Source organism: Clostridium sp. (assembly GCF_032576335.1).
Lineage (GTDB): Bacteria > Bacillota > Clostridia > Oscillospirales > Acutalibacteraceae > Faecalispora.
Map to the genome: position 1 here is coordinate 362,251 of NZ_JAWFXC010000002.1, position 13,026 is coordinate 375,276.

Consider the following 13,026-nt stretch of genomic DNA (forward strand, 5'->3'; position numbering starts at 1 on the left):
CCGGTGTGTCAAAGAATATTCAAAAATTGAGATGTGTAAAAGATACATATTCTATTTTAAGCGAAAAGTATCTCTTTTCCATACAAAAAAGAGAGGAAAAGCAAGTGTTTTCTCGGATAATTATGCAAAGCGACCTTGCGCTTCAAATGCATTTTCAATATACTCCAAAGAAAACGTGGAGATTTCCCCTTTTGTTCGCACCACTGCAACGTCAAACCGGGGCTGCAAATACGTTTCGTTCTGCGATAGAAATTGCAATGCTGTGGAAATGATTTTTCGTTGTTTAGAGGCAGATACCGCTTCTTGTGGAACACCAACACAACGCCTTCCGCGGGTTTTTACCTCAACAAATATCAAAAAGCTACCGTCCTGCGCAACAATATCGATCTCGCCGAAGCGGGAATGATAATTTCGGCACAGAATTCGGCAGCCTCGTTTTACCAACTCATCTGCAACATATTGCTCACCTAGTTTACCAGAGCGATTATCCAACCAAACCCTCTCCCAGTATCTTTTTCAAGAAGCTTTTGCGGTGAACCGCGCAATAACCGTGTTTGAGTAAGAGCTCTCTATGTAGTGCAGTTCCGTAACCTTTGTGTTTTTTGAATTGATATTCCGGATAAATCTGGTCAAGTTCCATCATCACACGGTCTCGGCTAACCTTTGCCAAAATAGAAGCGGCGGCAATGTTTGCACTTAGAGAATCCCCTTTGATGATCAAAGAGGTTGGCACTGGAAGCCGAGGGTCGCGGTTACCGTCTACCAGAGCATAATCTGATGGAAGAGATAAACCGGAAAAAGCACGGTTCATAGCAAGAAAGGTTGCCTGTAAAATATTAATTTCGTCGATCTCTTGCTCTGTTGCAAAGGCGATGGAAAAAGAGAGAGCCTGCTGCTGAATTTGGTCAAACAGCAGCTCCCTCTTTTTTTCGCTCAATTTTTTTGAATCGTTGAGTCCATCGATTTCACAATGATTGGGTAATATCACAGCAGCAGCAAACACCGGCCCCGCCAAAGGTCCTCTGCCGGCTTCGTCAATGCCGCAAACAGCGGTAAACCCTTTTTGCTGCGCCTCATTCTCATAAGAAAACCAGTTCGTCATTTTTGCACCTGCTCCAAAGTAACGCGACCAAGCTTTGCTCCGCGGAATTCATCCAGAACCATAATGGCGGCACGCTCTAAATCGACCTCTCCACCGGCAATCAGCATTCCACGCTTCTTACCAATCACGCTGAGGATTTCGTACCCCTTCATTCCGCTAAAGTCCACATCTTGAAGCTTATAGCGCTCTTTTAGCGGTGCAGGGTAAGACACAGATAGTACCTCTAGCAAACGAGCAGCTAGATTTTCAGTGTCAACAACATCGTCCTTTACTGCGCCAGTAAAGGCTAAACGTTCTCCTACGAGAGGGTCCTCGAATTTGGGCCAAAGCACACCGGGAGTATCTAAAAGTTCAAATCCTCCGCCCAGTGTAAACCACTGGTTGTTACGGGTTACACCTGGCCTGTCCTCTACATTGGCTTTTCCCCCACGGGACAGCTTATTGATAAAGGAAGACTTACCTACGTTCGGTACGCCAACAACCATTACTCGAATGGGGCGCCCAACCATTCCCTTGGCTCGCCAAGAAGCAATGCGCTCAGAAAGCTCATCACGTACCAGTGGGAAAAAGGCTTTTAAGTTCTTGCCGGAACGACTGTCTAACGCAACCGCTGAAATACCCTGCGACTGGTAGAAGCGGATCCAGCGCTCAGTCTGCGCGGGATCCGCTAAATCGGATTTATTCATTAAAATAACCCGCGGCTTGTTTTGAATCAAGCTGTCTAGCACAGGGTTCCGGCTACTCACTGGAACGCGGGCGTCAATCATCTCCGCTGCAATATCTACCAGTTTAAGGCTCTTTTCAATTTGTCGTTTTGTTCGGGTCATATGACCCGGATACCAATGAACTGATTGTGGCTCGCTCATGATCCAATCCTTCCAAACCGGGGTACCGGAAACAGAATCATTTCCGCTTTCCCCAAAATATAACGTTCATCTACCATGCCAACTGCTTCAAAGCGGCTGTCTTCTGAAACCTCTCGGTTATCGCCAAGAACAAAAATATGGCCAGCCGGAACAGTTTGTGGGAATTGAAGCAAAGATTCTGAAGTCATCGGCTCATGGGTAATCCCACTTTCAATATACGAAGACTCGTCAATCTCCTTACCGTCAACAATTACATTGCCCGAAATATAGTCAATGTCTACCGTTTGTCCCGGTAATGCAATAACACGCTTTACAATTGGCTTTGTTAAACCAATTGTCCTCTTTAGCACTACCACATCGCCTTGTTTTGGCTGGTAAAAATAACTGGAAACCACAATTCTGTCTCCGCTATAAAGATTCGGCAGCATAGAGGTTCCATCCACCGTCACTACACGGAACAGGAAGGTAAACAGAATCACCACAGCAACCAGTGCCATAACCAGGGAATCCACCCATTCAAAGCAATTTACCGTAAAGGCACTGGGGTGAGGAGACGGATCATTCGGGTTCGGGTCACCTTGTTGCAGCTCTGACTGCTCAAGAACGCTGTTATCTTCTTCTTGCAACGGACGAACGCCTCCTTTTCGTGAATAGCAAAAAAGGGACAATCAATGTCCCTTTTTTGCTAAGGAAAGCAATGTGGAGTTCTTTCCACACGCTTTTCAAAGTCCAAATATAATGGGAGCCATTTTCGCTATTAGCGAATCTGCTCTTTAACCTTTGCAGCCTTACCAACTCTATCGCGTAGGTAGTACAGCTTCGCACGGCGTACACGACCCTTACGAACAATGGTAACATCCTTCACATTGGGGGAATGGATCGGGAAAACTCTCTCCACACCTACACCATAGGATACGCGTCTAACAGTAAAGGTCTCAGCAATGCCGCTGCCTTTACGGGCAATAACAGTACCCTCAAACAGCTGAATTCTCTCTCTGTCACCTTCACGGATATTAACGCTGACCTTAATGGTATCGCCGATTCCAAACTTCGGCAGTTCTGCCTTCGCAGACTCTTGAGAAATTAATTTTAAAGCATCCATTCTTTTTCCTCCTAAAATATCAGACATTCATGCTATGCAGAGGACTGTCCGCTTCAATGTCACGGTTTCCCGGGCATTGAACCCCGCCGGAAAGGCCAACGGTATCCAAATGCCCATATATCATACCATATCCAGCTAAAAACTGCAATAATATTTTTAAATAATCTAAATTAAAAGGAAGTCACTTTCGGTTAGAGCAAAATAGCTATTCTTCCCTATTTTTCATCTTACTTTTTTGAATAATTGGTTTGGATTACTTATGATATTTACCGTTATTATTAATTTGAAAAGCACGGTAAATTTGTTCGCAAAGCATTACTCGAGCCAATTGGTGCGGGAAGGTCATTGGGGACATGGAAAGGCGAAGCGCACTTTTTTCTTTTACATCATCGGAAAGCCCGCACGAGCTACCGATGATAAAAGTAAATGCGCTGGTTCCCGCTACGGCTCGACGCTCCAATTCTGCAGCTAGCTTAGGCGATGAAAGAAGCTTGCCCTCAATGCACAAAGAGATAATCGCCCCTTGCGCCAAAGAAAGTAGGTGTTCTCCCTCTTTTTTTAATGCCGCCTGAATCAGTGCTTCCGACGGAGAATCGGGCAAACGTTCCTCCGCAATTTCCGTAATGGTAAAACGGCAAAATGCACCCAAGCGTTTTGCGTATTCTTCACAAGCGGACTGTAAATATTTTTCTTTTAGCCTGCCCACGCACAATATTTGAATGGTTACCATAGAATCTCCTGAAATAAAAGACTAGAACAAAATGACCTTTCCTGTATGGTTTTCTCTAGATGCAACCATCAATTCAAAATCGACCTGTTCCTCCAAACCAGCCATCTTTAACGCGCACAAAGCGCTTTGGTAAGCAATGTCCGGCGTGTTGTTTTCTGCACTCAAATGAGCCAGCACAAAGCGCGTGGTACCCATGCCCGCTAAATGAGGAAGAATTTGAGAGCAAACCTCATTTGAAAGATGGCCTACATCAGAGAGAATACGACGCTTTAAATAGTAAGGATAGGGACCGTTTTGCAGCATTCCTACATCGTGGTTTGATTCCAGCACTACCAGATTACTGGTTTCTAATTCCCGACATACTTCGTCGGATATGTACCCTAAATCGGTTGCAAGGGTAAACATTCTATCGTCAGCGGTTTGAACACGGTACCCGGTTCCCTCGGCGCAGTCGTGTGAAATTGGGAATGGGCGAATGAGCATTTCGGCACATTCGATTCCTTTCTCTTCAACCACACAGCAAGACATCTTTGCCGTTATTTCGCCAGAGTCCTCCAAAGCCTGAAGTGTTCCGGCGGATGCGTAAACCGGTATTTGATTCTTTTCGGTAAACACACGAAGCCCTTTCACATGGTCGGTATGCTCATGCGTTACAAAAATACCTTTAATTGCTGAAGTGGGAATCTCACAGCTTTCCAGCATTTTTGTAATTTGCCGAGCACTTCGGCCAATGTCGATTAACACACCGGCATCACGGCTTCCTACATAAAAACTATTTCCGCTGCTGCCACTGAACAGCGGGCAAAACCTTGCCATAGCATGCTCCTTTAATGAACAATAAAATGGTTCAGGCCGGCTAAACATACCGGAGCCTGAACCTTCGTGTTTATTTCATTGTATTAAACGGCCTGTGCCACGGAAGGATCCGGAACATGAACACGCTTAATATCTGCACCAAGGGCTAAAAGCTTCTCTTCCACGTCTTCGTACCCTCGTTCAATATGCTGAATATCTTCAATCTGGCTTACGCCATGTGCACACAAGGCGGCAATTAGCATAGCCGCGCCCGCACGCAAATCGGTAGCTCTTACCGGAGCTGCGTTTAGGTGTTCCACACCTTCAATCACAGCGAGCTTTCCATCAACTGAAATTTGGGCACCCATTCGCTTAAGCTCTTCCACATAGCGGAAGCGGTTATCCCAAACACTTTCATTTACAATGCTGGTACCGTGCGCAATTGAAAGCACAACGGCGATTTGCGGCTGCATATCCGTTGGGAAGCCCGGGTGAGGCATTGTTTTAATATTGCAGCGGTTCAACGGTTGGTCACGGCTGATACGAATGGAATCGTCGAATTCTTCCACACATACACCCATTTCTTCCAATTTGGCAGAAATGGATTCTAAATGCTTGGGAATTACATTTTTAATGAGAACATCGCCGCCGGTTGCAGCCGCCGCCGCCATATAAGTGCCTGCCTCAATTTGATCGGGAATAATGGAATAGGTTGTCCCTTTGAGATGCTCGACGCCATAAATTTTAATCACATCTGTACCTGCTCCACGCACGTCGGCACCCATAGAGTTTAAAAAGTTAGCCAAATCAACAATATGAGGCTCTTTGGCTGCGTTTTCAATTACAGTCGTACCTTTGGCCCGTACGGCCGCCAGCATAATATTCACCGTCGCACCGACCGAAACTACGTCCATGTAAATGTTGTTACCAACAAGCTCTTTCGCAGTTACGTCAACCATTCCGCCCTCGAGCGTATACGTTGCACCCAAAGCCGCAAACCCTTTTAGATGTTGATCAATGGGGCGCACACCAAAATCGCAGCCGCCGGGCATACTTACAACGGCATGGCGAAAACGACCAAGCAAAGCGCCCAACAGGTAATAAGAACCACGAATGTGCCTTGCAAGCTCATAGGAAGCAACACAGGAGTGAATGGGTCTAGGATCAATCTCAATGGTAGAAGAATTGATTTTTCGTATTTTAGCACCCATATCATACAAAATACGGGTGATTGCAGTCACATCTGTTATATTGGGAATATTTTCAATTCTACAAACATCATCCGCCATAATAGCAGCCGGAATAATTGCGATAGCAGCATTTTTAGCGCCACTTATAGTTACTTCACCAGTCAGCCGATTGCCACCGGTTATTACATATTTATCCAACGCGGCACGCTCCAATCATTATAATAACAAATAGTATTGTCATGAAACTTTAAGGATAATTAAAATATTGTAAAAACAAAAAATGTTTTTTAAAAGTCAACGTAAAATGGGGTATTCTGGCAAATAAAAAACGAAGAAAATTGAAAAAATTTCACCTTAGAAAGATTCTCGCATAGCTATTTTGTACTTCTAAGATGATAATACACCAAGGAAAAAAAGTCAATAAAATCCCTAAATTAATCGATTACAAGCATGTAATGAAAAAGGCATTTCGTTTTCATGCGAAATGCCTTTTTTACATTAGCGGCTCACATACAGCATAGGATTCACTTTTTGTCCATTTTTGATAACCTCAAAATGCAAATGCGCACCGGTAGAATCTCCTGTGCTGCCAATCAAAGCAATTGGTTGGCCCTTAGAAACTCTTTGCCCAGAGGAAACCAAAATTTTGCTGGTATGGCCATATAGTGTTGAAATACCGTTGCCATGGTTAATTTGCAGATGGTTTCCATAACCACTTGAACTAAACTTTACATAGGTGACTACACCACCATCCGCCGCCACAATTGTTTTGCCGTAAGAATTACCACCAGAAATATCGATTCCTGAATGCATTCTTCCCCAACGGTAAGCAAAGTAGCTAGTGATATTGCGAATGGACGGCACCGGCCACATAAGTGACCCGCTGCTTTCACCTGAACCACTATACTGCGGTCTTTTCTTTGTACCAGTTACAATCTTTTTATCAATCGCCTCAGTGACCACACGCTTAGTAAGTGTGGAGCGACTCGTTTCAATACCATTGATATAAGTAACCTCTTCGGTTACTTCTTGAACGCCTTCTTGCCCCTGCGTTACAATCTTAGAATAATCTGTATATTGGCTATCATCTTTTACCGTAACGGTTTTATAGGGCAAAGAGGTTGTCCTGCTTAATTTTTTAATTACTTTTACATGAAGCAACGACTGCGGAGTTTGAACATTGAGCTTCATTCCGATTTTTAGATCATCGCCAATCTGGTTATTGTTTAAGCGATTTAATTCAGATAATGTTAAATTATACAGCCTAGCAATAGATGTTGCGGTATCCCCTTGCTTTACAGTATAAACGGCTGCTGTTTGCTGCGAGCCGGTGAGTTTATGCGACATATTTTCTGCCGTAATAATACTGGCAGTTGGAAATAGCCCATTAATAGTCTCAACGTCTTCCGCAAAAGAAACCTTTGCAGCCTGATCGCCCGATTTCGCAGTATTGAGAATGTTTTGCAGAAGATACGTCATATCTGCACTGCTCTTTACGGCCCCAATCAATTCACCATCAACGTATAAGCCGCTGCCCTCTTCAATAATTCCATTGGACTGTTGAATTAGGCGGTCGCACAGTGTACTGGCAGCATAAAAGCCACCACTGTCCATCGCTGTTAATATAAATGTGGGGGTTATTTTTAAATTTGCAGTAGAAACGGCATTGTAAACCATACGCTGGTTCACCATTTCCGTTGCTTTTTCGAAAACAGACTCGTCCTTAATGGTCGCAATTTGTTTGCCTTCGTAGCTGAGCACCAATCCATAATCTTGTTGGTTATAATAGTTAATGGTAGCAAGCAGCAAAAAAACAGAACAAATCGGTGCGGCAATATTCAGTACAGACATCACAAATTTTTTACGTATCACAAAGTGAAGCCCTGCGTGCTGTAGCCGCCCGATCGCGCCCTGTAATGTTAAATCTTTCGAAAGCTCTTTTAAATGCTCTCCATCTTTTCGAAAATTATCCTGAAATATGTGTATTTCTTTTTTTAATCGATTCAGTTGTTTGCCGATTGTTTTTGCATAAACGATCCCTGCTAATTCTACCGCAGGTGTAACAAAGCGGACAAACCTTCTGTGCAGTCTTTTTAAAATCCGGACAGACTGAATTCCGGTGATATATAACATACGGCAGCCAGCGGCGCCGTACCCCTGTATCGAAACTCGATGAAGGGATAGTAGTTGCATTCCGTCAGTCCTTCCTTTCGCACAAGGAAATTGGTTACAATTTTGTAATGAACTTATACTATGATAATATAAAATTAAAAATTATGCAACCTTTTGGAAGGAATTTACAATTTGGTAAATTTTTCTGACAAATTATAACGAATCTAGGCCCATTAAACCGGATAAACCAACTTTTGCTCCGTCCAATTTTTAATCACGGGTAAAAAGGCTGCAACTTCCTCTTTTGCCTCCTTTAAATCATGCTCCAAATAGTTCCCGCATTCAATGGAGGTACAGCCGGGCACCTCGCCAGTAAAATCTGCGATTTTTTGAAAAATCTCCTGTACAAGAGCAACGGCATCTGATTGCTTCATATCTCTTACTAAGAAATAAAAGCCGGTACGGCAGCCCATAGGCCCAAAATAAATAATCTGATCGCGAAACACGGAATTACGAACCATGGTAGCGAACAAATGCTCAATTGTATGCATTGCGGGGTTCGATAAAAACGGTGGTACATTTGGTTTGCGGAAGCGAATATCGTAAGTGGTAATATCTCCATCTACTCTTGAAAGATAAATTCCGGGAGTTAAAATATCGTGATTAATTTGAAAGCTTGCGATTTTATCCATATGAAATCCCTCGAATCAAAAGATTTTTAATTTATAGAACTGTTTGTAATTTGCTTGTTTTACTATTTTACCGTTTTCCCATACCCTTTGCAAGTACCCTTTATATGAAGCGGTATTGTGGGCGCTCTTCTCCAAAGAACCAATAACGAATCCAGTCATCTAGTATGATTCCCACGGAAGAAAGCAGGAACCATACAATACTGCTTTTCAGGCTAATCTGCCCCAAAAGCTGAAAATGAAATTTTGAGTAATCCCAAACCTGCCAACCCAACCACAGGTTGACGATACAGCCCGTGAATAACTCCAAAATCGTAATGATTATTGCGGAAATTAGCATTTGCAGAGGTAGTGGCATCTCCCAAGGAACTACCTCATTGATTAACCCACACAAAACAAAGCATAGCCCACCGAGCAAAAACATACTCCAATGCGAATACCCTCTCCAGAGCACCTCAAGCCAAAAATAGATTAATCCACCAACCAAAAATAGTAAGAACCCTTTTCCCCATTTTTTCATCCATATCCCTCCTGTTGCAGATATATTCCGTATGGCAACACAATATGAAAGGAGTGGTATTATGAATAACCTGGCAAAAATGCGGAAATCTACCTAAAAGAAGAGACCTTACTAAATATGGTCTTTCAGAATGATTCATGGAGGACAAAAGATGTTTCAGTCAAACAACCCCGAGGTTAACAGCTACTTTGCTTCACTTCCTCATTTTATTCAGGAAGCCATTACACAGTCCAGCGTGGAGATTCAATCGTTAGAGGATTTGAAAAAAATTGCTTGTAATTTACAAGCAAAAGAAGACCAATCAAATTCTTAAGCTGAGTCTCAAAAAAGAATAATAGAAAGAACCCGGCAGATTCTTCTGCCGGGTTCTTTCTATATTCAAAATTATAATACCTTCGATAAAAAGTCTTGCAGACGTGGATGTTTGGGGTTAGTAAAGAACTCCTGCGGAGTCGCTTCTTCCAAAACCTGACCTTGGTCCATAAATAAAATGCGTGTAGCCACTTCTCTGGCAAAGCCCATTTCATGTGTGACAACAATCATCGTCATACCTTCTTCAGCGAGCTGCTTCATAACCTGCAAAACCTCACCGACCATTTCGGGGTCTAGTGCTGAAGTTGGTTCATCAAACAACATTACCCTCGGCGACATTGCCAGCGAACGTACAATCGCAATGCGCTGCTTTTGTCCGCCGGAGAGCTGTGCCGGGTATGCATTTGCTTTATCAGCAAGCCCAACTCTTTCTAAAAGCTGTATGGCAATCTCGTTTGCTTCATCCTGCGTTTTAAGTTTTAACGAAACCGGCGCAAGCGTAATATTTTGCAAAATGGTTAAATGTGGGAATAAATTAAAATGCTGAAACACCATCCCCATCTTCTGGCGTAAAAGATTAATATTGCACTTAGGGTTTGTAATTTCTTCCTCTTCAAACCAAATTTCACCGGAGGTAGGCTTTTCTAATAGGTTCAGGCAACGCAAAAAAGTACTTTTTCCCGAGCCGGAAGGGCCTACGATTACAACCTTCTCACCTTTTTCAATCGTTTGTGTGATTCCCTTTAGAACCGGCAAATCACCGCGAGAGTTATGAAAGGTTTTTTCTAAGTTTTTAACGGATATCACTTGCACTCAGCCTCCTTTCCAACAGAGTCAGGAATCTGGTCAATATCATAACAATCACTAGGTAAACACCTGCAACGGTTAACAAAGGCATGTACGCATCGTAGGTAATACTACGAATCACGTCGCCCCCCTTGGTTAAGTCCTGCACACCAATGTAACCAGCAACGGAGGTTTCTTTCAACAAAGAAATAAACTCATTGAAAATAGCAGGAGCTACATTCTTCAGTGCTTGCGGAAAGACAATTTTAATCATGGTGGTTCGTTGATTAAGTCCGAGAGAACGCCCCGCTTCAATTTGCCCTTTGTCGACCGACTGAATTCCGCTTCGTATAACCTCTGCCACATACGCACCGGAATTAATACCAAATGCAATTACAGCCGCCACCAATTTATCCGCAGACTGATAAATAATATAATAAGTAATTAAAAGCTGAACTACAACTGGTGTTCCGCGAATTATCGTTAGGTAAAGGCTGCAGATAGCATTTGAAATGCGAAACTTTTTTTTATCATTGTTATGTGATACACGTATTAGCGCTACCAAGGTACCAAGTACAATACCAATCAGCACCGCAAAAAGGGTAATGAGAAGGGTGTTCCCCAAACCGGTTACAATGTATTTATACCGGTTCTTTTCAATAAAAGCATCGTAAAATTGCTGACCCACAGACAAGTACAAATTCTGGAGCGTCTGCACAATATTTAATCCAGACAAAAAGGGTGGATTTAGGATGAAATCTCCCATAGCTACCTCCTTAAAAAGTAAAGAAAAGGCAAAGTTGGGCAGCGGGGAAACCCGCTACCCAGCTTAATAAAACAGACGTTTCTCTGTATTATTCTTTTGCCAGATATTTATCAAAAATCTTCTGCAGCTCGCCGCTGTCTTTCATTTCTTTCAGAGTGCTGTTAATTAAATCAACCATCTCTTTATTTCCCTTTTTCACGGCAATCGCATACTGCTCCTGTGTGAGCATGTCATCGAGCTTCGCGATTTTATCTGCATTCTTCGAAACATATTTTTGTGCAGGGAAATCGTCGATAACAACAGCGTCAATTCTGCCGGCAATCAAATCCGATACAGCATCCATTCCCTTGTTGTAACGCTCAACCGAGGCAACTTTAATTTTGCTGGAGCCATCTTCATTGGTGCAGTACTTGTCACCAGTTGTGCCAGTCTGAACGCCTACCTTTTTGCCATCAAGATCTTTGGGTTGCTTAATATCTCCGCCCTTTTTCACAATAACCGCCTGACTGGCATCGAAATAGTTATCAGAGAAATCAACATTCTTTCTTCTGGTATCATCGGCTGTCATACCAGCTGCGACAAAATCTGCTTTTCCGGAGGTAATTTCGGGAATCAAAGAATCAAATGCAACATCGTTTACATTGAGTTTAACGCCAAGCTTATCGGCAATTTTTTTAGAAATTTCAATATCAATACCAACAATGCTATCGCCGTCCTTGTACTCAAAGGGCTCAAACTCTGCATTGGTAGACATTGTAATAAAGCCGTTTTTCTTAATTGTGTCTAAAGAATCTGCACTGCCGTTCGCTGTGCTCGAGTTACCGCCGTTGCCACCGCCGCCGCATGCGGACATAGAAAGCATTGATGCGGCTGCAAGACAGACCGCTAAAAACTTAACTGATTTTTTCATGGTTCCATCCCTCTTTTATTTCATTTAATAAGTTTACAAGAATGATTATGAATGTATTATATCGCATAATTATACATAAATCAAGTGTAGAAATGGATAAACAATTTTTTTGTCATTTATATATAATGTATAATTTAATTTATTCATCATTTTTTATGCAATAGGCACATCCAGCTCTTGTAGTAGCAGAACAAAATCCTCCGGTACAGGGGCTTGCAGTAAGATTGTTTTCCCGGTAACCGGGTGTATAAAATTAGCTAAATGACAATGGAGTGCTTGTCTCTTTATTTTATACAAACGCCCTCCGTATAAATCATCCCCTGCAAGTGGGTGAAAAATACTAGATAAATGGACCCGAATTTGATGAGTTCGGCCGGTTTCTATGCGTATTTTTAAAAAGGAGAACTCATTATTCGCTTTGATGCTCTCCCAATGCGTTACCGCAGTTTCACCACTTGAAGAAACTGCTCTTTTTATTTTGCTGCCGGGTGCAAGTGTAATTGGTGTGCTCACTGTTCCACACCCTTGTAGCAAACCCTCGCAGACAGCGATGTATTCTTTTTGTATATTATGGGACAAAGCTGCCGCAATATAGGAATTTTTTGCAATAATCACTACTCCAGATGTATTTTTATCCAGTCTATATACAGGGCGAAATCGCAAAATCTCGCCTTTTTCACTCCAATGAAAGGCAACGGCATTTGAAAGTGTACCGGAGTTTGACCCCGGTACTGGATACATTGCCATTCCGGCAGGTTTATTTACCGCCAACAAATGATCGTCTTCATATAGAATTGAGATCGGGACTTCTTCTGCAATTGGAGTTTCTTGATCTTCCGGCAAATGCAGAGTCACTTTATCTCCAGAGTGCAAAATGGTAATTGCTGTAGCATGTTCCTCATTTACACAAAGACCATTTTCCACTCTCTTTAGCTTTACCAAAAGGCGTGCGGAAACATGGCAGTGCCCACGCAGAAAGCCTTTTAATCGGCACCCTTCGTATTCTTCTGGCACAATAAAGGTTAGCGTATGCACTCTTTTCCCTCCCTTAATAAATATCCGCCGGCTAAGCCGGCGGTTTTTCTTAGTCGCCTATAAGGCTCCATTACTGGCCGCCCTTGCAAGGGCATATTACGGTCTGACACT

At 42.8% G+C, this 13,026-nt stretch carries 16 protein-coding genes; 1 reads left to right on the forward strand and 15 read right to left on the reverse strand.

Features of this window, described 5'->3' with window-relative positions; genetic code table 11:
- Window positions 1-120: 120 nt before the first annotated feature.
- From E7L17_RS03835 to E7L17_RS03885, 11 genes are all read right to left on the reverse strand, one after another.
- The gene (locus tag E7L17_RS03835) at window positions 121-492 is read right to left on the reverse strand and encodes a YraN family protein (RefSeq protein WP_316321933.1); all 372 of its coding nucleotides are present in this window, start codon (window positions 490-492) and stop codon (window positions 121-123) included.
- Window positions 485-1,102 (reverse strand): ribonuclease HII, encoded by a 618-nt coding sequence (locus E7L17_RS03840; RefSeq protein ID WP_316321934.1) that lies wholly within the window; start codon window positions 1,100-1,102, stop codon window positions 485-487. Before E7L17_RS03840 ends, E7L17_RS03835 begins: the two co-directional genes overlap by 8 nt.
- Window positions 1,099-1,968, reverse strand: coding sequence for a ribosome biogenesis GTPase YlqF (gene ylqF / locus E7L17_RS03845; protein WP_316321935.1), 870 nt, complete (start codon window positions 1,966-1,968; stop codon window positions 1,099-1,101). Before ylqF ends, E7L17_RS03840 begins: the two co-directional genes overlap by 4 nt.
- Window positions 1,965-2,594, reverse strand: a complete 630-nt coding sequence (gene lepB, locus E7L17_RS03850) for a signal peptidase I (RefSeq protein WP_316321936.1) — start codon at window positions 2,592-2,594, stop codon at window positions 1,965-1,967. The genes ylqF and lepB overlap by 4 nt, the downstream gene beginning before the upstream one ends.
- 131 nt (window positions 2,595-2,725) lie before the next feature.
- Window positions 2,726-3,070, reverse strand: a complete 345-nt coding sequence (gene rplS, locus E7L17_RS03855; RefSeq protein WP_316321937.1) for a 50S ribosomal protein L19 — start codon at window positions 3,068-3,070, stop codon at window positions 2,726-2,728.
- Window positions 3,071-3,323: 253 nt separating this feature from the next.
- On the reverse strand, window positions 3,324-3,800 hold the full coding sequence (gene rlmH, locus E7L17_RS03860) for a 23S rRNA (pseudouridine(1915)-N(3))-methyltransferase RlmH (RefSeq protein WP_316321938.1): 477 nt from the start codon (window positions 3,798-3,800) through the stop codon (window positions 3,324-3,326).
- Window positions 3,801-3,821: 21 nt separating this feature from the next.
- Window positions 3,822-4,616, reverse strand: a complete 795-nt coding sequence (locus E7L17_RS03865; protein ID WP_316321939.1) for an MBL fold metallo-hydrolase — start codon at window positions 4,614-4,616, stop codon at window positions 3,822-3,824.
- A gap of 83 nt (window positions 4,617-4,699) precedes the next feature.
- On the reverse strand, window positions 4,700-5,983 hold the full coding sequence (locus E7L17_RS03870; RefSeq protein WP_316321940.1) for a UDP-N-acetylglucosamine 1-carboxyvinyltransferase: 1,284 nt from the start codon (window positions 5,981-5,983) through the stop codon (window positions 4,700-4,702).
- A gap of 300 nt (window positions 5,984-6,283) precedes the next feature.
- Window positions 6,284-7,978, reverse strand: a complete 1,695-nt coding sequence (locus E7L17_RS03875; RefSeq protein ID WP_316321941.1) for a M23 family metallopeptidase — start codon at window positions 7,976-7,978, stop codon at window positions 6,284-6,286.
- 152 nt (window positions 7,979-8,130) lie between these two features.
- The gene (locus tag E7L17_RS03880; RefSeq protein ID WP_316321942.1) at window positions 8,131-8,589 is read right to left on the reverse strand and encodes an S-ribosylhomocysteine lyase; all 459 of its coding nucleotides are present in this window, start codon (window positions 8,587-8,589) and stop codon (window positions 8,131-8,133) included.
- 100 nt (window positions 8,590-8,689) lie between these two features.
- Window positions 8,690-9,106, reverse strand: coding sequence for a putative ABC transporter permease (locus E7L17_RS03885; protein WP_316321943.1), 417 nt, complete (start codon window positions 9,104-9,106; stop codon window positions 8,690-8,692).
- 151 nt (window positions 9,107-9,257) lie between these two features.
- Between E7L17_RS03885 and E7L17_RS03890 the strand changes: the two genes are divergently transcribed.
- The gene (locus E7L17_RS03890) at window positions 9,258-9,419 is read left to right on the forward strand and encodes a hypothetical protein (protein ID WP_316321944.1); all 162 of its coding nucleotides are present in this window, start codon (window positions 9,258-9,260) and stop codon (window positions 9,417-9,419) included.
- 71 nt (window positions 9,420-9,490) lie between these two features.
- Here E7L17_RS03890 and E7L17_RS03895 read toward each other — a convergent pair whose 3' ends face one another.
- The 4 genes from E7L17_RS03895 to E7L17_RS03910 form a co-directional block, all read right to left on the reverse strand.
- On the reverse strand, window positions 9,491-10,225 hold the full coding sequence (locus E7L17_RS03895) for an amino acid ABC transporter ATP-binding protein (protein ID WP_316321945.1): 735 nt from the start codon (window positions 10,223-10,225) through the stop codon (window positions 9,491-9,493).
- Window positions 10,212-10,970: an amino acid ABC transporter permease gene (locus E7L17_RS03900; protein ID WP_316321946.1), complete on the reverse strand. Its 759-nt coding sequence runs from the start codon at window positions 10,968-10,970 to the stop codon at window positions 10,212-10,214. The genes E7L17_RS03895 and E7L17_RS03900 overlap by 14 nt, the downstream gene beginning before the upstream one ends.
- Before the next feature lie 88 nt (window positions 10,971-11,058).
- Window positions 11,059-11,880 carry a transporter substrate-binding domain-containing protein gene (locus E7L17_RS03905; protein ID WP_316321947.1) on the reverse strand — a complete coding sequence of 274 codons (822 nt, stop codon included), beginning with the start codon at window positions 11,878-11,880 and terminating at the stop codon, window positions 11,059-11,061.
- 153 nt (window positions 11,881-12,033) lie between these two features.
- The gene (locus tag E7L17_RS03910; protein ID WP_316321948.1) at window positions 12,034-12,915 is read right to left on the reverse strand and encodes an RluA family pseudouridine synthase; all 882 of its coding nucleotides are present in this window, start codon (window positions 12,913-12,915) and stop codon (window positions 12,034-12,036) included.
- Window positions 12,916-13,026 lie beyond the last annotated feature (111 nt).

What these genes read in the sequence shown, in the direction of transcription:
- E7L17_RS03875 (WP_316321941.1), bottom strand. Translation starts at nt 7,978, where the DNA reads ATGCAACTACTATCCCTTCATCGAGTTTCGATACAGGGGTACGGCGCC.
- rplS (WP_316321937.1), bottom strand. Translation starts at nt 3,070, where the DNA reads ATGGATGCTTTAAAATTAATTTCTCAAGAGTCTGCGAAGGCAGAACTG.
- E7L17_RS03890 (WP_316321944.1), top strand. Translation starts at nt 9,258, where the DNA reads ATGTTTCAGTCAAACAACCCCGAGGTTAACAGCTACTTTGCTTCACTT.
- E7L17_RS03905 (WP_316321947.1), bottom strand. Translation starts at nt 11,880, where the DNA reads ATGAAAAAATCAGTTAAGTTTTTAGCGGTCTGTCTTGCAGCCGCATCA.
- ylqF (WP_316321935.1), bottom strand. Translation starts at nt 1,968, where the DNA reads ATGAGCGAGCCACAATCAGTTCATTGGTATCCGGGTCATATGACCCGA.
- E7L17_RS03900 (WP_316321946.1), bottom strand. Translation starts at nt 10,970, where the DNA reads ATGGGAGATTTCATCCTAAATCCACCCTTTTTGTCTGGATTAAATATT.
- E7L17_RS03880 (WP_316321942.1), bottom strand. Translation starts at nt 8,589, where the DNA reads ATGGATAAAATCGCAAGCTTTCAAATTAATCACGATATTTTAACTCCC.
- E7L17_RS03865 (WP_316321939.1), bottom strand. Translation starts at nt 4,616, where the DNA reads ATGGCAAGGTTTTGCCCGCTGTTCAGTGGCAGCAGCGGAAATAGTTTT.
- E7L17_RS03840 (WP_316321934.1), bottom strand. Translation starts at nt 1,102, where the DNA reads ATGACGAACTGGTTTTCTTATGAGAATGAGGCGCAGCAAAAAGGGTTT.
- E7L17_RS03885 (WP_316321943.1), bottom strand. Translation starts at nt 9,106, where the DNA reads ATGAAAAAATGGGGAAAAGGGTTCTTACTATTTTTGGTTGGTGGATTA.
- rlmH (WP_316321938.1), bottom strand. Translation starts at nt 3,800, where the DNA reads ATGGTAACCATTCAAATATTGTGCGTGGGCAGGCTAAAAGAAAAATAT.